Source organism: Brucella anthropi (assembly GCF_046630315.1).
Lineage (GTDB): Bacteria > Pseudomonadota > Alphaproteobacteria > Rhizobiales > Rhizobiaceae > Brucella > Brucella anthropi_A.
In genome coordinates this window covers 50,096-71,441 of the sequence record NZ_LQBD01000037.1, presented here as the reverse complement: position 1 = coordinate 71,441, position 21,346 = coordinate 50,096, and the positions used below count along the sequence as shown (strand labels likewise).

Below are 21,346 nucleotides of genomic sequence, written 5' to 3'. Positions count from 1 at the left end.
CTAGTCTCGCTTCCCGATGATATTTCTGGCCAGTGCGATCAGCGCCCGGTCGCTGCCGCGTGGCCCGATGAAGGAAATGCCGAAAGGTGCGCCCTGCACCTGCCCCAATGGCAATGTGATTTGCGGCAGGCCGGAAAGCACCGAAAGGCAGAGCAGGCGCAGGGCCTGTTCGCGATAGGCCTGCAAGGTCTCGAAAGGCTCTTTTGCCAGCGGCGCCGCACCCGGTACGCTCGGCAGCGCCAGAACGGCGCTGTCACCGATGATGTTCTCCAGTTCTTCCGTGAAGCGGGCGCGCCGCGCGCGCTGGCTTGCAACCATATCGGCGGTGATCGCCGCGCCGAAAGCGAAGCGGTCGGCAACGCCGGGGCCAAGCCTTCGGTCGCCGGAGGATATCCAGTCGCCATGCGTCGCCCATGCTTCCGCGCCCTGGATCTGGCGGAAGGCGAGATACAGTTCGTCAATGGAAAGCGTCGGCTGGCTTGCCGCCCTGAGGCTCGCAAAATGCGGGCGCACTTCGGCAAACATGGCGCGATAGGCATCGGTTTCGTCCTGGCCGAGCAGAAGCTGCTCCAGAACCGGCATATAGAGAAGCTGCGTCAGGCTGAATTTTCGCGCGTCGTCGCCAAGGAGAATGGCGCCGACGCGGCCGTAAAGGTCGATATCGCGCGCAAACCAGCCGATCGTGTCGAGCGAAGGCGCCAGCGGCATGATGCCTTCGAGCGGAATGCGGCCATGCGTGGTGCGCAGGCCAATCAGGCCGCAAAAGCTTGCAGGCGCGCGGATGGAGCCGCCCGTGTCGGAGCCGAGCGCTATGTCGGCAAGCTTGCCCGCCACCGCGGCAGCCGAGCCGGAGGAGGACCCGCCGGTCACGCGGTCGGGTGCCGCCGGATTGATGGGGTGGGGGAAATGCGAATTCTGGCCCATCAGCGAGAAGGCCAGTTCATCCGTCTGGGCCTTGCCGATAAATTCGGCCCCGGCGGCAAGCAGCTTTTCCACCACCGGGGCCGATTTTTCGGCGATGGGTGATTCGGCTTCAATCTGCGGATTGCCGCATCCGGTCACCATTCCGGCGACGTCATAAATGTCCTTGACGGCCAGCCTTTCGCCTTCAAGCGGCCCGCCGGATGCGTGAACGGGCGGCTTTTCAGCTTTTGCGATGATGGAATTGAAGGAATCGAAACGGGCCATTGTTCACAACATGAAGCGATTAACGGGTTGTTTACGCTCTTTCGAGGCGTGTCTGCCCCCAGAATGTTTCACTTATATTGAACAATGGCAAGCACGCCGTTCAATCGAATTCCGGGAAAAATAAATTCTCCCCGGCGCAATATTTGTCATTGAATGGTCACGACTTTGCGCTTATATCGCGCTTGCCCAAAGTCGCACGTGCCTGTGGGTGTCCGCCGATCCTCGAATGGTGAGGAATTCGGTACGGTACCTGGACCTAACCGCTCCAGTCGATCTGATGGCCAACCGCCAGATCGAGGACATCTTGAAGCAACGACGGTGCGGGCCTTTCTAGTGTCTTTCGGCTGTCCAAAAGCCGAAATTACTGAAGAGGCACACCTTCATTGCCAGAAGTGCGGATGCGGTTCTCCAATTCCAATCCAAGGCAGACAAAGCGGAGTAACGCGGATCTAGCGTTGTTCCATCGCCGCATGAGTTTTCGCGTGACATCAGCACCTCCAAAGGCTGGCCTCACGGCGGATGCGTTCATGCACACTTTGTCCCCATACAAACGGCACAGACAAGCCGTGCGGGAGAACGACCATGGCAACGCAGCGTATCATCGATTTCCTCAACACCCGCCGTCCGGACGGTCCTTGCCTCGTCGTCGACACCGACGTCGTGCGCGACAATTATGAAAGCTTCGAGAAGGCTTTGCCCTATTCGCGCATCTTCTATGCGGTGAAGGCAAATCCCGCGCCGGAAATCCTGCGCCTGCTGGCCTCGCTCGGCTCCTGCTTCGACACCGCTTCGGTTGCCGAGATTGAAATGGCGCTGGAAGCTGGCGCCACGCCGAACCGCATCTCCTATGGCAATACCATCAAGAAGGAGCGCGATATTGCGCGCGCCTTCGAGCTGGGCATCCGCCTTTATGCGGTCGACTGCGTGGAAGAAGTGGAAAAGGTTGCGCGCGCCGCGCCCGGCAGCCGCGTGTTCTGCCGCGTGCTGACGGATGGTGAAGGGGCTGAATGGCCGCTGTCGCGCAAGTTCGGCTGCGTGCCTGCCATGGCCATCGACGTTCTGCGCCATGCAAAGTCGCTCGGCCTCGATTCCTATGGCGTGTCGTTCCATGTCGGCTCGCAGCAGACGGACCTCACCGCCTGGGATCGCGCGCTCGGCGACGCGGCATCGGTGTTCCGCACCCTTGCCGATGAGGGCATCGTTCTGCGCATGGTCAATATGGGCGGCGGCTTCCCGACCCGTTACCTCAAGGATGTGCCGACCGCTCAGGCCTATGGCATGGCGATCTTCGATGCCTTGTCCCGGCATTTCGGCAACCGTATCCCGGAAACCATCATCGAGCCGGGCCGCGGCATGGTCGGCAATGCCGGCGTCATCAAGACCGAAGTGGTTCTGGTCTCGCGCAAGGCGGACAACGACAATGTGCGCTGGGTCTATCTCGACATCGGCAAGTTCGGCGGTCTGGCCGAAACCATGGACGAGGCGATCCGCTACCAGATCGTGACGCCGCATGACGGCAGCGAAACCGAACCATGCGTGCTGGCCGGCCCGACCTGCGACAGCGCCGACGTGCTTTATGAAAAGACGCCGTATCCGCTGCCGCTCTCGCTGACCATCGGTGACGAAATCCTCATCGAAGGCACGGGCGCCTACACCACCACCTATTCGGCGGTGGCGTTCAACGGCTTCGAACCGCTCCGATCCTACGTCATCTGATCATTCAGACTTGGCATGATCCTGAAAAGCGGCAACCGGTTTTCGGATTAGATCATAGCTTTAAAAGTCCCGAATGATCCTCTCAACTCGCCCGGTGCTGCAAGGCGCCGGGCGGCGTGTGCTGCTGCCGCCTTGCGGGGATAGATGTCATGAACGCGACTTTGGACATTCAGAAAAATATCGACACCTTCATCGTTCCGGCTTTCACAATCGCTGGTGAAGCGCTGGAGCATATGCTTGCGCGCGAAGCGCTGCTCGACCGCGCGATGGGCGAGGGCCGCCGCCGGAAATCGTCGGAAAAGCTGCGTCGCGGCCGTCTGCCCGCCGATGGGCTGGCTTTTGTGGCGGAAGGCGCGGATGCCACGCTTGCAGGCACTGTCCGGCTCTGGAATGTCCATGCCGGGCTTGATGGGTTCGGTTTCCCGGTGTCCGCGCTGCTGCTCGGCCCGCTGGCTGTCGATCCGTCCCATGCCGGTTGCGGTATCGGTTCAGCCTTGATGCGCCATGCGATCAGCGAAGCGCGGCGGCTCGGCCATGGCGCGATCCTGCTCGTGGGCGACCCGGAATATTATGCGCGCTTCGGCTTCACCGCGGAAAAGACCGGCCAACTTGCCATGCCGGGCCCTTATGAGAAGCGGCGCTTTCTGGCGCTTGAGCTGAAGCCCGGCCATCTTGACGGGGCGCAGGGCATTTTGCGTGCCAGCGGACGCAAGGTGCCGCGTGTCGAGGTCCGTTTGCGTCAGTCTGCGTGATGCTGAACAAGTAGGCCGTCCGCCTCTGCGGGCGGCGCTCGCTCCGCCGCGAGGATAAGCATTTTCTTGCGCTATCCTTGCAGGAGTTGCATCTCGCCTTCCTGGCCGTCTTTCCCTTCCAGTTTTGTTGCCCCCATGTCGATGCGAGTCGACATCAGACAGCATTGTTAACTGTTGCAAAAAAGACACTATCATGGCGTTTGTGCCGTTTTTGTGTCCCGGATTCGCGGTAAGAACCCCGCAGAAGTTTCCTGTAAAAGCCGAGGAATAGTGGTTTTACCGTTGAATCTAATAAAGATTCTCGAAAAATAATATTCGATTCCCTCAATTAAGTGAGTCAATACTTAGTATTGCTGGATTGCTGACCAAGAATATTGTCGTCGATGTAATGACAAATTTAAGTCAAGGAGTCGACATAATGAATATAAATAGAGAAATAAGAAATAATGATGATCTCCAGCGGGGCGCGCATACGAATAGAAGTGGTGTATTTTCTTGCGGAAAGTCTTTTGTTTTTTATGCGTTTGCTACGGCTGTTTCTATAGCTGCACTTTCTGCCGCGTCTCCAGATCTGTTTTTGACTTCTGCACATGCAGCAGAATGGGGTCAGAGCGGCAAGGGCGGCGATGGCGGACGTTCGCAGAAAGATCAGAAGGACGGCCGGCCCGGAACGCCCAGCCGTGACGGGAAAGGCGGACAGGGCGGTGCCGCTGGCGGCGGGCAGCTTGGCGGTGCGGGCGGAAACGCCGGTGGCAATAGCTTGCCGGCAAGTGGAACAATTGCCGGTGGAGCAGGCAACGTCGGAAATCCGCAATCGGGATGTTACGACTGTATCAACAGAGGCGGCGGCGGTGGCGGCGGCGGCGGCGCGGGCCTTGCCCTGCAAAATCAGAGCGGTGAAAGCAGCGCAACCGTAACCGGCGGTGCTGGTGGTGCCGGGGCAAATACCTGGGGGTCTCTCGGCGGCGGCGGCAATGGCGGCGCTGGTGGGGCCGGTCTGGATCAATCGGGCGGACAATACACCAATAAATCCACCATAACCGGCGGTCTTGGCGGTGCTGGCGGCATAGCCAACCCGCAGGCGGAGACCCAAAAATGCGGTACGATCGACTGTTTCGGTGGAACCGGTGGTGCCGGTGGCGCCGGTGCGGTGGTTCACGATGGCGGGCAGCTCATCAACGAGAAAGCCATTCTCGGCGGCGATGGCGGCAAGGGCGGTACATTGGTCGGCCATAAAAATGGCGGCGACGGCGGTGACGGCGGTAATGGCGTCGAACTTGGCAGTAAAAGCATACTCAACAATCGCGGCGCGGTTACAGGCGGCAAGGGCGGACAGGCCCGTTCCAGCAACGGTGTCTCTGTGCCGGGCGGCACGGATGGTGACGCGGGCATCGGCGTTTATGTGAAAGGCGATGACGCCAAGATCATCAATGAAACCAAAGGCGTTATCTCGGCGGGCGGTACCAGCCCGTCACAGGGACAGGCGGTGCGCATCGAAGGCAACAACAATCTTTTTGAAATGTGGAAAGGCTCCACGACCAATGGTTCGGTTGAAGCCGTTGGTCAGAACAACGGCATCGGCCTTGGCGGCACGGAAGATCAGGACTTCGATCTGTCGAAGATCGGCACGGAATATAAGGGTTTCAACCGTCTGGAAAAGAACGGAAGTTCCATCGCGACCGTCACTGGCAAGGGCACCTATACGGGTGAAACCACCATCAATGAAGGAGAATTGAAGCTTTCCCAGGATGGAAATCTGGAAAGTTCTTCCGGGGTCAAAAACAACAGCCGGTTCGATATCAGCACCATTGATGGCGACAGCACGAAGATCCAGAGCCTGAGCGGCAACAATGCCGGTGCTGTGGTCAACCTTGGGGGCAAGGAATTGATCATCACCAATGGGAGCGGCACCTATGCCGGAACACTTGTGGGCGATGAGAACAGCGGGTTCGTTGTCGACACGGGCCACGAAACCCTGACCGGCGACAATTCCGGCTTCAAGGGCAACACGACCGTCAATCCCGGCGGCGAACTGACGATTGACCAGAAGCTCGGCGGCACAACCGAGATCAAGGAAAACGGCATATTGAGCGGTAACGGAACGCTGGAAAATCTGATCAATGGCGGCAAGCTTGTCGTTGGCAGCGAAAATGGCTTCGCGACCAAAACCATCAATGGCAATTATATCGGCAAGGGCGGAACCGTCGTTTTCAACACGCAGCTTGGCGATGACAATTCCCCGACCGATCGTCTCGATATTCGCGGAAACACGTCTGGCCAGACAAATGTGAAGGTCAACAATCGTAACGGGCTCGGCGCGCAGACGGTAACAGGCATCCGCCTTATCAGCGTTGGCGGTCAGTCCAACGGGACATTCGACCTCAAGGGCGATTACCAGATCAATGGCCAGGATGTCATTGTTGGCGGCGCATATGCCTACCGGCTGAGAAAGGGTGGCGAAGGCGGAAAGCCGAGCGACTTCTACCTGACAAGCCAGCTGAAGGATAAGCCGCTGCCGCCTCCTCCTCCGCCCCCATGTGAAGAGACCGGAACATGCCCGCCGCCTCCGCCTCCGCCTCCTCCTCCGTGTGAAGAAACCGGAACATGTCCACCCAACCCGAATCCCAATCCCAACCCAAATCCCGGCCCTAACCCGAATCCAGAACACGTCTATGCTGCGACTGTACCGCTCTACACCGCCTATACACAGGCCCTGCGGACCTTCAATGCGCCGACCTCGTTGCAGGAGCGTGTGGGCAACCGCTACTGGACCGGCGCCAGCGCACGCCAGATCGCCCAGGGCGATGGACCCGGCGCGGGAGAGGTTGTGCCGGAGCCGGGCGTAACCACGGCGCTGACGGATTATGGCCTGTTCTGGAGCAAGGTTTCCGGCAGTTATGGGCGGCTTGCCCCGTCTGACAGCTCCACCGGTAACACGGCGAATGTCGATACATGGACCTTCACGGCCGGTGTGGATAACCAGCTTTATGAAAATGAGGCCGGTCGTTTCATCGGCGGTGTCTGGTTCGAATATGGCCGCATCAACACGCGGGTAAGTTCTCCTTACGGCGATGGTGAAATCAAGGCCAATGGCTATGGCGGCGGGGTCTCGCTGACCTGGTATGGCGATAATGGCTTCTATGTCGACGGGCAGGGAAAGTTCACCTGGTACAAGAACGACATGGATTCCGATCTCATAGAGCGCACCATTGCCGATGGCGCGAAAGGCTTTGGCTATGCCGTCAGCCTTGAGACCGGAAAGCGCATTGCCATCAATGAGCATTGGTCATGGACGCCGCAGGCGCAACTTGCCTGGTCGTCGTTGCGCATGGACGATCTGACGGATGTTTTCAATGTTACATCGAACTTCGGACGTCAGAACGACCTCATCGCCCGTCTGGGCATCAGCGCCAACCATGCCAATAGCTGGCAAGGCGCGGACGGATATACCCGGCGGACAAGTTTCTACACCGGCGCCAATCTCTACCAGTCGCTGGTGCAGGATGACAGCAATGTGGCCATTTCCGTATCCGGCCGTCCTGATTGGGTTAGCGCCATTGTTGATCCGGGTACGACCGGCAAGACGTGGCTCGGCATCGGTGCTGGCGGAACTTACAGCTGGCATGAGGACAAATACAGCATCTTCGGCAATATCAATGCTGCGAGCAGTACCAGGAAATTCGGTGACAGCTACACGCTTTCGGGAAATGTGGGCTTCAGCGTCAAGTGGTAGGTTCAAAGCGATGCAATGCCGGAGGATTTCAGACTTGAACTGACCGGCTGAATTGCTTCAACAAGGAAAGAAGCCGGCGGCGGCGACGGGATGGCACCGACAACGCCTTCCCGTCCTTGCCGCGGGCCTGTCGATGTCAGGAGAGGCGTAGCAGCCGCCCGAAATTGCGGACGGCGGTGATTGCAACGCCTGCGAGGAAGCCGGCAATCAGCCCGGCAATGACGATCAGCTTGCGCGATGTGCCAGCCGGATCAAGCGGCGGTCGGGCTTCCGACAAGACCCTGACATTGGCCGTGTTGAGGCCTTCCTGTTCGCTCGTCTCGCGCGAGCGCAGGAGGAAGGCTTCGTAGACCGAACGCCGCGCCGCGGCCTCGCGTTCAAGTTCACGCAGTTTCACCAGATCGCCGCTATTGTTTGCCTGTTGTGATTTCAGTTGCGCCAGGCGGGCGGTCAAGTCTTTTTCCTGCTGTATGGACCGGGCAACCTCGACTTGCAGCGAGGAACGGATGCGCCGCAATTCGGCGTCGATGTTGCCGAGAACCGTGCTGGCCTGCGACTGCGCCTGGATGAGCGCCGGATGGCGGGGGCCAAGCTGGGTGGACAAGCCGTTTGCGGTCTGGCGGGCCTGCGCATATTGTGCGCGCAAGGCTGTCAGCGTGTTGGAACGCAGGTCTTCCGGCAGGGTTCCCGACAGCACGCTGTCGGATGTGGCGCTGTTCAGCACCTGCACGCGCGCCTGTAGCCGCATGGTTTCGGCGCGCTGGTTGGTCAGCTGGTCGTTGAGCCGCGTCAGGTCGTTATCGCTGATAAGCTTGCCGTCCACATTGACCAGATCGTGCGAGGCGCGGAAATCCGCCGCCGCACGCTCTGCCTGCTCGACGTTTGCGCGCATAGCGGCAAGCCGGTTCGACAGTTCGTCCGAGGTGCGCCGCGCGGCATCGGATTGCAGCGAAGCAAGCTCGCTCTGGAAAACGGTGCTGATCGTGTTTGCGAGCGAGGCCGATTTCTGCGCATTGCGGGTTTTCACCGAGATTGAATAGATGAAGGTCTTGGCGTCGCGGCCAATGGCGATGCTCTTGCGCAGATTGTCGAGAACGCGGGTTTGCAGCGCCTGGCTGTCGCCCGCCTTCCGGGGCGACAGCATATGCCTGATCTGCGCAAACAGCCCGGCAATGCCGGTCGGAACCAGCGTGCCGTTGAATTCCGGGTCCTGGGTCAGGTCGGTCTTGTCGATCACCTTCAGCAGCACGCTGCTGGAATCGATGATCCGCGCCTGGCTTTCGGCAATGGCCAGCGACGCATCGGTCGGAAGCTGTCCCGGCGTCAGTTCGTTTCCGACGGTCTTGATATTGCGCGGATCGACCAGAATATCGGTCGAGGCGACATACATCTGCGGCAGGGACAAGGCATAGAGCGCGGCAACCACACCACCCAATATCGTGCTGACCAGCAGGAGCCGGCGCGATCCCCGCAGCACGTCAAGCGCGATGCGCGGGTCGATCAGCGGTTTCCACTCGGCATCCGCTGCCGGTCTGTCAATGACAGGATGCTCGCGCCCTATCGGCTCAGGTGCCGGAACAGGCATGTCCGCCATGGCCTTGCGGCGTGCGCGCTCCTGAACCTTGCGTTCCAGTTCCGCCTCGATCAGCGCGATGCGTCTTTGCAGTGCGGCGACATCCGCCTCATCCGGCTCTTCTTCGGGTACGGTTTTTGCCGTTTCCTCCACGCCATGGTCGTGCTGGCGAAAAAATGCCGCGCGCTCATCCGGCGTTGTGGGCGGGGTCCATGGCGGCGCGGCCTCGTTGTCAGGACGGCCAGTCGGGGGATTGGTCGGGCGAGCGGCCGGGCGACTGGCTGGGCGGGCGTCGGAAAATGCGAGAAGAGGTTTTTCAACCCCTGCCTTTCTGCGCTCCTCTTGATCGCTCATTGCCGAAATCGCCCGTATCTGTAAGCCGTTACAACTGTTTCCAGCCGCTGTTTTGAAATCCCGATGCCGGGCCGCAATCCGGTCGGCCCGCATTTGAACAGCGAATGTAATTTTTTATAGAAAACAAAACGTTAAAATAATGTCGGCGCGGGCCGACAAATGCCGGCCTCGTTTATTTTAGCCTTTGCTTTCTCACTATTTGCGCTTGCAAAGAAGAGTTTAAGTCTTTTTAGCTAAATCTGCATATTGCGCGCGCCTTTCAACCGACCGGCAGGCGCGCCAGACCATGATGGATGAGGCTCCCTGTTGATAGCGAAAGCGCTGCGGAAACTGTCAGGCAACAATGCCGGAATGGTGCGGGATTATCTGTCCCTGTTTTCCGGCTCCGCTGGCAGGCTTGTGGTCTCGCTCGTCTATTTCATCGCGCTTGCAAACACGCTGCCGACCGGTGATTTCGGTCTGTTTGCCACCGCGTCCGGAACGGGCGTGGTTTTGTCGCGCATCGTTTCGCTGGGCTTCAGTTCACCGCTTTACCGCATATCGACGGTGAAGCCGCGCCTGCTTGGCGTCTATACGGCGGGTTTTCTCGTCGCCATTCTGGTTTCCCTGCCGCTTTTCGCGCTGGCATCGTGGCTGGTCTATGCCGTCTTTTTCAGCCGCGATATCTCCTTTCTGCCTTTTGCCGTGGTGGTGTTTGCCGAAGCCCTGCTCTGGCGCTCGACGGAAATCGTCATCATCGTCAATAATGGCCTACGCCGGTTCGGCATATCGGCGGGGCTGGTGATTTTCGGGACGGCGACGCGCGCCGTGGCCGCGGTCCTGTTCCTGTGGCTGGCGAGCGCTCATGACATCGCCCATTGGGCGTGGTGGTATGCGGCGGCCAATGGCGTGGCGCTGCTGACGGCGCTGAAATTCTATCCCTCGATCCGGCTTCGTTTCAGGCCCGCGCTTTACATGCGGCGGCTTTCCGATGCGATTGCGGTGATGGGGGCCGAACTGCTGTTCTATATCCAGGCCGAACTCGACAAGATTCTTGTGCTGACCGTCGGCGGGCCTGCGACGGCAGGCCTTTATGCCATCATCATGCGGCTTGTCGATCTCACGGCCCTGCCGGTGCGATCCTTCAACATGATGCTGGTGCAAAAGCTCATGCGCACGCCCGACATGCTGTCATCGCTGCGCATGCGCGCCGGGCTGGAACTTGCGGTCTTTGCCGTCTCGGTGGCCGGTCTTGGCGCGATGGCCGTGTTCCTGCAAATCTTTCCGAACGCGCTCGGTTCAAGCGTTGCGCCGATTGTCGGCCTGCTGCCGCTGGTGCTGCTGGTGCCGGGATTCCGCAATCTCATCGAATACCAGACCGAAATTCTCTATGCGCGCGGCCAGTCCGGCCTCCGGACATTGAGCATGGTGCTGATGACCGCCGCCAAGGCATTCTTCGTCTGGCTGCTGCTTGTGAACTATGTCGATAATCACGACTGGATTTTCGGGCTCAATATCGTGTTTGGCGGCCTTTATCTGCTGTCGCTGATTTTCACCTATACGAGCATCCGTTTGCCGGCTAAACGAGTTTGAGGTTCAGGCTGCGATAATCCGCCGGATGTCGTCGACCGAAAGGCCGAGAAAGGACTGCATGCCGATGGCAACCTGATGCGGCTCCATTTCGGCGATGAAGGTGCGGAATTCCGCCTCGCTCGGCGGCGGCGCGAACCATTGCATCCGGCACAGATCATGCGTGTCGGCGTAATGGCCGGCGCCCCCCAGCACGTCATCGACATAGCGGCCATAGATGAAGCACTCGGAAAAACGGCGTATATTGCCAAGGGCCGCCACCCAATGCTGTCCGGTATGGGCCTCGATCCTCTGGCACATGGAAATCACGCTGTCGCGCCGCCAGGAGACGAGCTGGCCGATATAGTCGTTCAGCCCGCTTTTGCCGTTCTCGATACCGAGCAGCTTGGCCGCGTTGGCGGCCCAGACCGGGTGCTCCGGCCATTCGGGATTGGCAAGCGCATTGGGCCGCACGAAAAGCCGGAGCTTTTCGCCATGCCAGAGCGTGCCGCAATCGAAGGGACGCAGAAAGGCCGTGTCGGAATCCGTATAGAGAAATCCGTCTTCCTCCACCGCACCGGCAAGCGCGATGCGGCGCAACTGCTGCACATGCCAGCCGCGCAGCGGCTTGGTCCTGAGCGAAAGCCAGACCCGCCTGCGCCAAAGATAGGTCGGGTCCCAGAAGGCGTGCAGCCAGGACGGCAGCAGATCGCGCTCATCGATGATGACGCGCTTTGCGCTTTCCAGTTTGCGGAACAGGGCGACATCCTTGCTATCGACAAGGATATAATGCTTCGTGAAGCCGCCGACATAATTGTCGATGGTCTCGCAAAGCAGCTTGCAGCGCTCGAAATCCTGGTCCCAGCTGGCTGTGACGATTGCGGTCTTCACCGGGATGCTCCCATTATCCAGCCTTTGGCGACACGCCACAGAAATACGGGATTGCCGATCAGATAGCGCTTTGCCAGCCGTCGCGGTTCCTGCAACAGCCGGTGCACCCATTCCATCTGGAGCTTGCGCACCCATTGCGGGGCGCGCTGCACGCGGCCCGTATGCAGATCGAACAGCGCGCCGACCGCGCTTGCGACCGTGCAATGTTCCGCCGTGATGTGCTTGTCGATGAAGAGTTCCTGGCGCGGCACGCCCATCGCGACGAGCAATATGTCGGGATGAAAATCCTTGAGCTGACCGAGAATGCCGTCGAGATCGGCAGGCTTGAAGAAACCGTCGGAAATGACGCGATAGTCATGGCGCGGGATCTGCTGCTTGAAAAGCTCTGCCGCATCGGCGGCAACGCCCGGACCGCCGCCCAGAAGGGCGATTTTCAGCGGGTGCTTCATGTGTTCCATCAGGCCCGGAATGAAGTCCGTTCCGTTGAGATTGGCGGGGAACCGGCTGCCATAGGCAACCTTGCTGGCAATATCGACGCCCACACCGTCCGGCAGGATCAGGAAATCCTCCAGCGCGGCGCGATAGTCCGGGTCGGTATCCGCAATGTTGGAATTATTGGCGTTGAGCCAGCCCTGTTTCATGAACCGGCCTTCATTGATGCGGTTCTCGAAGAAGGCAAAGGCGCTGCCCCAGTCGAAACAGGCGACCTTTACGCCCAGAATATTCCGGTAGGTGACATTCTCGCTATGCATCATGCCTGGTCCGTATTTTTCTCTTCGCCATGAAGCGCGTGCAGGCCTCTGGCAACCGCGCGGTCCATGCCTTCGATTTGTGATCCTGTAAAGGCTTTGCCGTCCAGTCTCTGGCGATCCCCCGATCTTATCCGCCCAATCCGTTCGACAATTGCCGCCGCGAAGGCCTGCGGGCCGTCGGCAATGGTGCAATTGCCCGGAATTTTGCTGATGCCGCGCACGGAATGCGCCGTGGCGACGCTCGGCATGCCCAGTTCGAACGTCTCGATAGTCTTGAGCTGAACGCCGGTTCCGGCCCGACTGATGAGCGGCACAAGCGCGCCGCTTTCCACGAATTCGGTCGCATCCGGCACCTTGCCGACGAAATTGACGCCTGACCCCGTGCTGGACCAGGCTGCAACCAGATCGGCAGGCGTGTTGCCTGCAATCGCGATGGAAATATCGGCGGGGAGATGCGGCTTGACCGCGCGCAGAAACCATTCGAGCCCGATGCGGTTCGGATGCCATGTCCATGTGCCGATGAGGGCAAGATCGTATTTGATGGGGCGCTGCTGCGCGGCTTGCGCACCGCCGGGCGTGACAAGCGGCATGGTGGCGAACCGGTCTGGACCAAGCCCCAGCGCCGGGCCGTCATCCTCGGCAAAGGTGAAGGTGAAGCGTGCCTTTGCACTCAGCCGGTTTTCCAGCCCCTTGAGAATGCGGGCTTCGCGGGCAAACAGGAACTTCTGGATGAAGCTTCCGGCATCGGCGGCATTTTCCTCCGCCGAGCGATATTCCACATTATGCGCCACGAAGAGCGACGGCCTGTCGTTGAACATGTCTTCAAACGCACCGGGCAGGGTGACGCCATTCAGCACATAGGCATCGAACGGGCCGATCCGCTTGATGGCTTCGCGCAGTTGCTGCGCCGGTATCACGCGCAATTTCGCCGATGAAACCGTGAGGCCGGTCAGGAAGGATTTCAGCACCCAGCCGATCTTGCGCTTGAGGCCGGCGCCTTCGGTGCGCACCTCCACCTCGCCCAGAACGACGGTATCCGCCGCATCGACCTTCAGCCCCGGCCATGTGAAGCCGAGCACAGTCACTCTTGCGCCGGCGCGGCGCAGGCCATCGACCACGGCGGCATTCGCCACTTCATAGCCGGTGGTCGGCACGCCATGGGGGACAATCGACGTTACGAAAACCAGGTGCGGGGACGGCAATTCAACTCCTCGACATTGCTCTGACTGTTTGGTTTACACGCATCTTACCGAAAACCGTTTCAAACTTTTCGGGATGCTTTATGATAGTTTTGGCCAGTGTTTATAGCCATGCGGTGAACTTTTCTTTAAATGTTTTTCAATAATGGCGGATAAACAAATATAGAAGTTCGAAATATCCGGTAGCGTTTATGTCTGATTTACCTAGTCATATAGAAGTAATTGCTAAAACACCGGGACTTCGTTTCGATGAAATCGAAGTCGTGGTCACGCTGCCGACGTTTCGCCGCCCGGAGCATGTGATCCGCACGCTCGACACGCTGAAAGCCCAGGTCACGAGCCGCCGCTTCGCGGTCGTGGTGATCGAGAACGAGGCGGAAGACCGGGAAGGCGCCAAAGTTGCGGCGCCGCAGTTCGAGGCCGGTAACTATACCGGCATGCTGATTGTGGAATCCCATCGCGGCAACTGCAACGCCTATAATGCGGGCTGGCTGACGGCGATGACCTATTTCCCGAATTTCAAATATGTCATCGTCATCGATGATGATGAACTGGCCGATCCCGCCTGGATCGAAAACATGGTGGCGACCGCAGAGCGTTATAGAGCCAGCCTCGTCGGCGGTCCGCAACATCCGATCTTTGAAAAGCCGGGCGCGGAAAAATGGGCAAGACACCCGGTTTTCCTGCCGCATTACAACAAGACCGGCCCCGTTCCGATCATCTATTCATCCGGCAATCTGTTGATCGCGCGTCCGGTGCTGGAAGCCATCGGCTATCCGTTCATGGACCTCAAGTTCAACTTTACCGGCGGCGGCGATTCCGATTTCATCAATCGGTCGCGGGCCAGGGGCTTCCAGATTGCCTGGTGCAATGAAGGCATCGTCCGCGAGACCATTCCGGCGCGGCGGCTGGAAAAGGACTGGATCACCGCGCGCGGTTTGCGCAATGGCGTTCTGTCGACGCTGATCGAACAGCGCCAGCGCAAGGACGAGCCTTTCGGTCAGGTCCGCGTTTTTCTGAAAAGCCTCGCCCTTCTCGGCTATTCTCCGATCAAGGCGCTGCGGCGCGGTTTTGCCGCGCGTTTCGTGCCGGTCGGGACCTATTTCATCCATATCGGGCTCGGCCGCGTCATGGCCCATTTTGGATATTTGAATGAGCAGTACCGCAACCCGGACAAGAACTGACACCCGTTCCGATGTTGCCGCGCAAACCGGGATGCGGGCGACAATCCGCACGATTGCGCTCGTTATCGCCACGATAACATTCTGCATCCTGCTGGTTTCGTTCCGTCCGTTCAATCCGCTGGGTGCGGCGGCGGATGGCGACGCATCGGGCGGCGATACGATCAACCAGCTTGGTTTCGGTTGCCTCGGCGCGGTGGCGCTTCTGTCGCTTGCGATGTTCGCCGATCCAAAAAAGGTGGTCAGGATCGTCAGCCCCGGCTGGCTGCTGATGTTTGCCTTCCTGTTCGCCTCGGTTTTCGCAAGCCCCGATCCGGCGACGGCCATGCGCGGCGTGCTGTTGACGATGATCGGCATTCTGACCGTCATCGCCGTTTTGAGCCTGCCGCAGGATGGCGACGCCTATTCGGTCATGCTGGTCACGGTGGCGTCAATCGTGATTTTCATTTCCTATGCGGGCGTCCTCCTTCTGCCCAATCTCGGCACCCACGGCGCCGATGCGCTGGAACCGCAAAACGCCTATCTCTGGCGCGGCGTGTTCACACACAAGAACATTGCCGGGCCGGTCATGGCCGCCTTGGCCTTTGCCGGTGTCTATCTGTGGCGGCGCGGCTGGCGGGTGAGCGGCTTTCTGATTGCCATTTCCGCCTTGATCTTCGTGTCGCAGACCGGATCGAAAACCACGGCGGCACTGGTGCCGCTCGCCATGCTGCTGGTGATCGGCCCCGGCATTTTCGGCCTTCGTTTTCTGGCGCCGGTTGCGGTCTTCGCGATCCAGTTTCTGCTTGCGCTTTTTACCTTCGGCACGGTCCTGTTCGAGCCGATGCATCAGCTCGTTCTGCAACTGGACGTGGATCCCACCTTTACCGGGCGCACCTCCATCTGGGCCTTTGCGGTGGAAGCGCTTTCGCATCGCCCATGGACCGGCTTCGGCTATGAAAGCTTCTGGGGCACCCCGCTCGTGAAAGAGGCGGCGAACCCCTATTATCTCGATTGGGATGTGCGCGGCATCGTGCATGGACATAATGGCTATCTCGATATTGCGCTATCGATGGGGCTTCCCGCGCTGGTTTGCGCCATCCTCGTCATCATCGTCATGCCGCTCATCAATTATGCGCGGTGCCGTCCGGTGCGCGAAAATCTTCTGCTTGCCGATTTCTTCCTGATGATCGTGTTCTTCGGAACGTTGAACGCGATGCTGGAAAGCTTTTTCTTCCGCCGCATGGACCCGGTCTGGCTCACGCTCATCTTTGCGATCTTCGGCCTCAGACTGACCGCGAAAATCATCATCCCAAAAAGGTAGTCGGAGCCACTTCATGAATATCGCAATCGTCGGGACCGGGTTTGTTGCCGATTATTACATGACCACGCTGCGCAATTATCCTGAACTGAAACTGCGCGGGGTCTATGACCGGTCGCCCGAACGGCTGAAAGCGTTCTGCGCGCATTATGCAGTCAGCGCCTATGACAGTTTCGAGGCCCTGCTGGCCGATCCGGACGTGGAGATCGTCGTCAATCTGACCACGCCCGAAAGCCATTTTGAAATATCCCATGCAGCGCTTTCCGCCGGAAAGCATGTCTATTCCGAAAAGCCGCTGGCGATGAATTACGACGATGCGGAAGCGCTGGTCGCTTTTGCACGGCAATCCGGCCTCACGCTCGCGGCGGCTCCGGCCAATGGCCTCAGCGAGGCCTATCGTCTGGTCGCAAGCGTGATCAACGGCATCGGCATGCCGCGTCTGGTCTATGCGGAAATGGAAGACGGCCCGGTATTTCGTGACAAATGGTCGAGCTGGCGTTCGCAGTCGGGCGCGCCATGGCCGGGCCTGCACGAGTTCGAGATCGGCTGCACGCTGGAACATGCGGGCTATGCGCTGTCATGGCTGGTGTCGCTGTTCGGCCCGGTCGAGAGCGTCTCGGCATTTTCCGCCATAACCTTTCCCAACAAGGGGCCGGGAACGGAACATCTGCGCATGGCGCCCGATTTTTCGGTCGGCTGTCTTGTTTTCAGGTCGGGGCTGGTGGCGCGCCTCACATCCGGGCTTGCCATGCCGAAGGACCGCAGCCTCACGATCGTTGCCGACAAGGGCTCGATTGTGGTGGACGACCTTTGGGATAACCGCTCTTCCGTCCGGCTGGAACGGACGGAGGAAAAGCGCCGTTTTCTGGTGCGCCTGTTCGGCATTCTGGAAATGCGCATCGGCAGGTTTCTCGCATGGAAACCGGCTGTCGGCAAAAAGCTGTCCTATCCGAAGGCCGATAAGCGGTCGCTGCCGATGTATCCCTCGCAGATCGATTTCGTGCGCGGCATTGCCGATCAGGCCCGCGCCATCCAGACGGGCGACAAGGCATTCTTTTCGGGCGATGTGGCGCTGCACATCACTGAAATCGCTCTTGCCTTGAACAATGCCGGCGAAAACGCACAGCCGTACAGGATGAGAAGCAGCTTTTAACCTTTCGACAGCACCTTGCGGACAATATCGGCAACGGCGGCGCTATGGTCGAGCGGCATGGTGGCATTGGATATCTGGCCGCGCAGCACCGCATCGCGCACTGCTTCGGCCTGAAATTGCAGCCCATTGCCGGAAAAGGCATAAGTCTCGATCATGCGGCCCGGAAGCGGCAGGCGGTTCATCACCTTGCCGATAAAACCCTTGCCGCCATTCGGCCCGAGCGACGACCGCGCGGCAAAGGCGGAAAACAGGGTCAGCCTCTGGGCTTTCAGAAACGGCGCATGGATCAGGATCGTGCCTCTGCTTCCCTCGATCAGCATGCGATTGTCACCGTCGCGGTCGAAGCCGCAGGAGAGGCTGGCCGTGGCGTCCGGCCAGCCAAGCTGAAACTCCGCGCGCATGTCCACACCGCTTTTGGCGCGCTGCCAGCGGCCATCGACATGATCCGGCAGGCCCAGAAAATACAATGCCAGCGAAACCGGATAGACGCCGAGATCGAAAGCCGCGCCGCCGCCAAGCTCGGGGCTGAAAAAGCGGCTTTGCGGGTCATAGGCGCGGATATAGGACAGGTCGGCCTCGATGCGCGTCACGGTGCCGATGCGGCCGCTATCGATATGTTGTTTGACCGCCTGGATCGCGGGGAGAAAACGGCTCCACATCGCCTCCATGGCAAAGACATTCTTCGCCTTTGCCGCCGCCTCGATCTGCCGGACGCCACCGGCATCGAGCGAGAGCGGCTTTTCGATCAGGCAGGCTTTGCCCGCCGCAATTGCCTGCATGGCCTGCAACACATGCATGGCGCTCGGCGTCGCGATATAGACAGCGTCAATATCCGCGTCGGACAGAAACTCGCCTGAATCGCTGAATGCCTTGTCGGCGCCGATGCGTCGGCGAAACGCCTCGGCGGTCGCAGCCGCCCGCGAGCAGACCGCGGCAACGCGCATGCCGCTGCTTGCCTGAATATCGGCGGCAAAGGCGGCGGCTATCGTGCCCGTGCCCCATATGCCCCAGCGAAAATCCGTTTTTTCCTGCCTGTCGCGATTCACGTGCCTGCCCCGCCAGCTTCATGATAATGCTGTATAACCCATGTCATGCGGCTGGCGAAGTTCCTTATCCTGTCAGGAGGGGCCAAAGGGGCGAGGCTTGCGCGGCGAAGGCTGAAACAGGTGCAAAATGCGTGAAATAGAGGTTTTTTGGAGGGCTTAACCGATTTAACAGGGCGCTTGTGCAGGCAAAACTGGTGATTTTCGTCATGGCGGGTCTATCAACTTTGCGTCATGTGCCCTAGATCATCCCACACTGGAATATAGATTGACCGTGCAGCCGCCGAAATCGGCTGCCGCCTCCGGTTGATCGGTTGCATTTGCGAAGGGCATAAAATGGAAAAAGCAGATATCGGAATGGTCGGCCTTGGCGTCATGGGCTCCAACCTGGCGCTGAACATCGCCGAGAAGGGCTACACGGTTGCCGTCTATGACCGCGATGAGCCCGTGCTGAAAGCCTTCGTCGAAAAGGCAGGCCCGCTGCGCGACAAGATCATTCCTTGCCCCACCTTCGAGGATCTGGCCGCCAATATCCGCAAGCCGCGCCCGATCATCTTCCTCATCAAGGCTGGCAGCCCCGTCGATACGGAAACCACCCGCCTCAAGGCCTATCTTGAGAAGGGCGATATCATGATCGATGCCGGTAATTCCGATTACCGCGACACGGTGCGCCGCCTGAAGGCGCTTGGCCCCAACGACCCGACCTTTGTCGGCATGGGTGTTTCCGGCGGTGCGGAAGGCGCGCGCCATGGCCCGTCGATGATGGTCGGCGGCACCGAGGAAGCCTATGAGCGCATCGCGCCGATCCTGCTTGCCGCCGCCGCCAAATACAAGGGCGAGCCCTGCTGCGCGCTGGTCGGGCCGGACGGCGCCGGTCATTTCGTCAAGACGATCCATAATGGCATCGAATATGCCGATATGCAGATGATCGCCGAAATCTACGGCATCCTGCGTGACGGTCTTGGGCTTTCGGCCCCGGCCATCGGCGATGTGTTCGAGAAGTGGAACCAGGGTCCGCTCAACTCCTATCTGATCGAGATCACCGCCAAGGTGCTGAAGGCAACCGATCCGGAAACCGGCAAGGCGATGGTCGATGTGATCCTCGACGAGGCCGGTCAGAAGGGCACCGGTCGCTGGGCGGCCATCGAGGCGCAGATGCTGGGCGTTCCGGCAACAGCCATCGAAGCCGCCGTTGCCGCCCGTTCGCTGTCCTCGATGAAGGCCACGCGTGAGCTTGCAGCAAAGGCCTACAAGCCGGGACCGCGCAGCCTCGACATTTCCGATCAGGCAAAATTCCTGGCCGATCTGGAGCAGGGCCTGCTTGCGGGCAAGATTGCGGCCTATGCTCAGGGTTTCGCGGTGATGGAAGCCGCCTCGCAGGAGCATGGCTGGAACATTCCGCTTGCCGAAACGGCGCGCATCTGGCGTGCGGGCTGCATCATTCGCTCGCAGCTTCTGGACGATATCGCCCATGCCTTCGAAGACAGCGAAAGCCGCAACCTGCTGCTGGCGCCAGCCTTTGTGGAGCGTATGAGCAAGGCTTCCAGTGGGCTTCGCCAGATTGTCGCCAAGGCAGCACTTGCTGGCCTGCCTCTGCCAGCGCTCGGTTCGGCGCTCAGCTATTTCGACAGCTTCACGCAGCCGCTCGGCACCGCCAACCTCATTCAGGGCCAGCGCGATTTCTTCGGCTCGCACGGCTTCAAGCGCATGGATAAGGACGGAGATTTCCACGGCCCTTGGGGCGAATAAAATTCGCTGTCATTGAAAAAAGCCGCCTTCGGGCGGCTTTTTGATTTAGAGCATTTCCAGCAAAAGTGTGAAACGGTTTTGCGTGAGGCAAATGCGGCAAAACAAACAGTTAGAGCGGTTCCGGCGATTCTGTTAAAACAGGAAACGCTCTAGTCCGCCAGCACCAGCAGATCATGCGAGGCGAAATGCACCGTCACCTTGTCGCCGCGCTGCGGCGGCGGCTGGGTCGGATCGTTGAACGTGTCGAACGACAGGCGGTTTTTGCCCAGCGCCACACGTGTGCGGATGACGGAGCCGAGGAAATGCACGTCCTCGATGGTCGCTTCCAGCGAGGTATCGTGGCTCTTGCGCGCTTCGAGGCTCACCGCTTCCGGGCGCAGGGCCAGCGTCAGCGACTTGCCCTTCGGGTGATGGTCGAGCTTTTCCTGCACGGTGATGGTGCGCCCGTCGAGATCGATGCTGTTCTGGCCCGGTTCGCTGACCGAGGCTTCCAGCATATTGAGTGTGCCGACGAACGACGCCACGAAGCGTGATGCCGGGCGGTTATAGATGTCGAAGGGCGAGCCGATCTGGTCGGCGCGGCCTTCATGCATGACCACGATGCGGTCGGAAATCGACAGCGCCTCTTCCTGGTCATGGGTGACGAAGACGGTCGTAATGCCGAGCTTTTGCTGGATGGCGCGGATTTCCTCGCGCAGGGAAATGCGGATTTTCGCATCCAGCGCCGATAGCGGCTCGTCGAGCAGGAGAACCTGCGGCTTGGTGGCAAGCGCACGCGCCAGCGCCACGCGCTGCTGCTGGCCGCCGGACATCTGATAGGGATAGCGATCCGCCAGATGGTCGAGGCGGATGAGGCCCAGCATTTCCTTCACCGTGGCGTCGATTTCCGCCCTTGGCTTTCCGGCAACGCGCAGGCCGAACGAAACGTTCTGCGCCACCGTCATGTTGGGAAACAGCGCATAGGCCTGAAACACCATGCCGATATTGCGCTGGTTGGGTTTCAGATCGACCACATCCTTGCCGTTGATTTCGATGGCGCCGCTGTCGGGCCTCTCGAAACCGGCAATCATGCGCAGAACGGTTGTCTTGCCGCAGCCCGATGGGCCGAGAAAGGAGACGAATTCGCCCTTTTCCACGGCGAGGTTGAAATCGTGGACGACGGTATTGGCGCCGAAGCTCTTTTTCAGGTGCTTGATATTAAGAAAAGCCATGAA

Annotated in this window: 15 protein-coding genes; 8 read left to right on the top strand and 7 right to left on the bottom strand. The window is 59.7% G+C overall.

The window, feature by feature from the left end:
• Positions 1-1,188, bottom strand: coding sequence for an amidase (locus AVM02_RS17145; protein WP_411508124.1), 1,188 nt, complete (start codon positions 1,186-1,188; stop codon positions 1-3).
• A gap of 582 nt (positions 1,189-1,770) precedes the next feature.
• On the opposite strand from AVM02_RS17145, the gene odc2 reads away from it, so the two are divergent.
• The 3 genes from odc2 to AVM02_RS17130 all read left to right on the top strand — a co-directional run bounded on the left by odc2 (position 1,771) and on the right by AVM02_RS17130 (position 7,389).
• Positions 1,771-2,904 carry an ornithine/lysine decarboxylase gene (gene odc2 / locus AVM02_RS17140; RefSeq protein WP_411508123.1) on the top strand — a complete coding sequence of 378 codons (1,134 nt, stop codon included), beginning with the start codon at positions 1,771-1,773 and terminating at the stop codon, positions 2,902-2,904.
• A gap of 149 nt (positions 2,905-3,053) precedes the next feature.
• Positions 3,054-3,656 (top strand): GNAT family N-acetyltransferase, encoded by a 603-nt coding sequence (locus tag AVM02_RS17135; protein WP_411508122.1) that lies wholly within the window; start codon positions 3,054-3,056, stop codon positions 3,654-3,656.
• 577 nt (positions 3,657-4,233) lie between these two features.
• Positions 4,234-7,389, top strand: coding sequence for an autotransporter outer membrane beta-barrel domain-containing protein (locus AVM02_RS17130; RefSeq protein WP_411508121.1), 3,156 nt, complete (start codon positions 4,234-4,236; stop codon positions 7,387-7,389).
• A 136-nt stretch (positions 7,390-7,525) separates the two neighbouring features.
• Here AVM02_RS17130 and AVM02_RS17125 read toward each other — a convergent pair whose 3' ends face one another.
• Complete coding sequence (locus AVM02_RS17125; RefSeq protein WP_411508120.1) at positions 7,526-9,316, bottom strand: GumC family protein; 1,791 nt, start codon at positions 9,314-9,316, stop codon at positions 7,526-7,528.
• A gap of 306 nt (positions 9,317-9,622) precedes the next feature.
• On the opposite strand from AVM02_RS17125, the gene AVM02_RS17120 reads away from it, so the two are divergent.
• A complete protein-coding gene (locus AVM02_RS17120) occupies positions 9,623-10,888 on the top strand; it encodes a lipopolysaccharide biosynthesis protein (protein WP_411508119.1) in 1,266 nt (421 codons plus the stop codon).
• A 3-nt stretch (positions 10,889-10,891) separates the two neighbouring features.
• Here the strand turns inward: AVM02_RS17120 and AVM02_RS17115 are convergent, their stop codons facing one another.
• From AVM02_RS17115 to AVM02_RS17105, 3 genes are read right to left on the bottom strand one after another with little or no spacing between them, the layout of a single operon-like run.
• Positions 10,892-11,755 (bottom strand): DUF6492 family protein, encoded by an 864-nt coding sequence (locus AVM02_RS17115; protein WP_411508118.1) that lies wholly within the window; start codon positions 11,753-11,755, stop codon positions 10,892-10,894.
• A complete protein-coding gene (locus tag AVM02_RS17110) occupies positions 11,752-12,510 on the bottom strand; it encodes a WecB/TagA/CpsF family glycosyltransferase (RefSeq protein WP_411508117.1) in 759 nt (252 codons plus the stop codon). Before AVM02_RS17110 ends, AVM02_RS17115 begins: the two co-directional genes overlap by 4 nt.
• Positions 12,507-13,709, bottom strand: a complete 1,203-nt coding sequence (locus tag AVM02_RS17105) for a glycosyltransferase (protein WP_411508116.1) — start codon at positions 13,707-13,709, stop codon at positions 12,507-12,509. The genes AVM02_RS17110 and AVM02_RS17105 overlap by 4 nt, the downstream gene beginning before the upstream one ends.
• Positions 13,710-13,897: 188 nt before the next feature.
• Between AVM02_RS17105 and AVM02_RS17100 the strand changes: the two genes are divergently transcribed.
• The 3 genes from AVM02_RS17100 to AVM02_RS17090 are packed head-to-tail and all read left to right on the top strand — an operon-like array spanning position 13,898 to position 17,340.
• Positions 13,898-14,890, top strand: coding sequence for a glycosyltransferase family 2 protein (locus AVM02_RS17100; RefSeq protein ID WP_411508115.1), 993 nt, complete (start codon positions 13,898-13,900; stop codon positions 14,888-14,890).
• The gene (locus AVM02_RS17095; protein ID WP_411508114.1) at positions 14,859-16,190 is read left to right on the top strand and encodes an O-antigen ligase family protein; all 1,332 of its coding nucleotides are present in this window, start codon (positions 14,859-14,861) and stop codon (positions 16,188-16,190) included. The genes AVM02_RS17100 and AVM02_RS17095 overlap by 32 nt, the downstream gene beginning before the upstream one ends.
• 13 nt (positions 16,191-16,203) lie before the next feature.
• Entirely contained in the window at positions 16,204-17,340 is a 1,137-nt protein-coding gene (locus AVM02_RS17090) for a Gfo/Idh/MocA family protein (RefSeq protein ID WP_411508113.1), read from the top strand.
• Here the strand turns inward: AVM02_RS17090 and AVM02_RS17085 are convergent.
• Positions 17,337-18,386, bottom strand: coding sequence for a Gfo/Idh/MocA family protein (locus AVM02_RS17085; RefSeq protein WP_411508112.1), 1,050 nt, complete (start codon positions 18,384-18,386; stop codon positions 17,337-17,339). The two genes, AVM02_RS17090 and AVM02_RS17085, sit on opposite strands and share 4 nt — an antisense overlap.
• Positions 18,387-18,719: 333 nt before the next feature.
• Here AVM02_RS17085 and gndA point away from each other — a divergent pair, with 333 nt between their 5' ends.
• Entirely contained in the window at positions 18,720-20,132 is a 1,413-nt protein-coding gene (gene gndA / locus AVM02_RS17080) for an NADP-dependent phosphogluconate dehydrogenase (protein WP_411508111.1), read from the top strand.
• 149 nt (positions 20,133-20,281) lie between these two features.
• Here gndA and AVM02_RS17075 read toward each other — a convergent pair whose 3' ends face one another.
• Positions 20,282-21,343 carry an ABC transporter ATP-binding protein gene (locus AVM02_RS17075; protein ID WP_411508110.1) on the bottom strand — a complete coding sequence of 354 codons (1,062 nt, stop codon included), beginning with the start codon at positions 21,341-21,343 and terminating at the stop codon, positions 20,282-20,284.
• Between the last annotated feature and the right edge of the window lie 3 nt (positions 21,344-21,346).

Coding starts and splice junctions, on each gene's coding strand:
- gndA (WP_411508111.1), top strand. CDS start 18,720: ATGGAAAAAGCAGATATCGGAATGGTCGGCCTTGGCGTCATGGGCTCC.
- AVM02_RS17095 (WP_411508114.1), top strand. CDS start 14,859: ATGAGCAGTACCGCAACCCGGACAAGAACTGACACCCGTTCCGATGTT.
- AVM02_RS17100 (WP_411508115.1), top strand. CDS start 13,898: ATGTCTGATTTACCTAGTCATATAGAAGTAATTGCTAAAACACCGGGA.
- AVM02_RS17125 (WP_411508120.1), bottom strand. CDS start 9,316: ATGAGCGATCAAGAGGAGCGCAGAAAGGCAGGGGTTGAAAAACCTCTT.
- odc2 (WP_411508123.1), top strand. CDS start 1,771: ATGGCAACGCAGCGTATCATCGATTTCCTCAACACCCGCCGTCCGGAC.
- AVM02_RS17110 (WP_411508117.1), bottom strand. CDS start 12,510: ATGATGCATAGCGAGAATGTCACCTACCGGAATATTCTGGGCGTAAAG.
- AVM02_RS17075 (WP_411508110.1), bottom strand. CDS start 21,343: ATGGCTTTTCTTAATATCAAGCACCTGAAAAAGAGCTTCGGCGCCAAT.
- AVM02_RS17135 (WP_411508122.1), top strand. CDS start 3,054: ATGAACGCGACTTTGGACATTCAGAAAAATATCGACACCTTCATCGTT.
- AVM02_RS17090 (WP_411508113.1), top strand. CDS start 16,204: ATGAATATCGCAATCGTCGGGACCGGGTTTGTTGCCGATTATTACATG.
- AVM02_RS17145 (WP_411508124.1), bottom strand. CDS start 1,188: ATGGCCCGTTTCGATTCCTTCAATTCCATCATCGCAAAAGCTGAAAAG.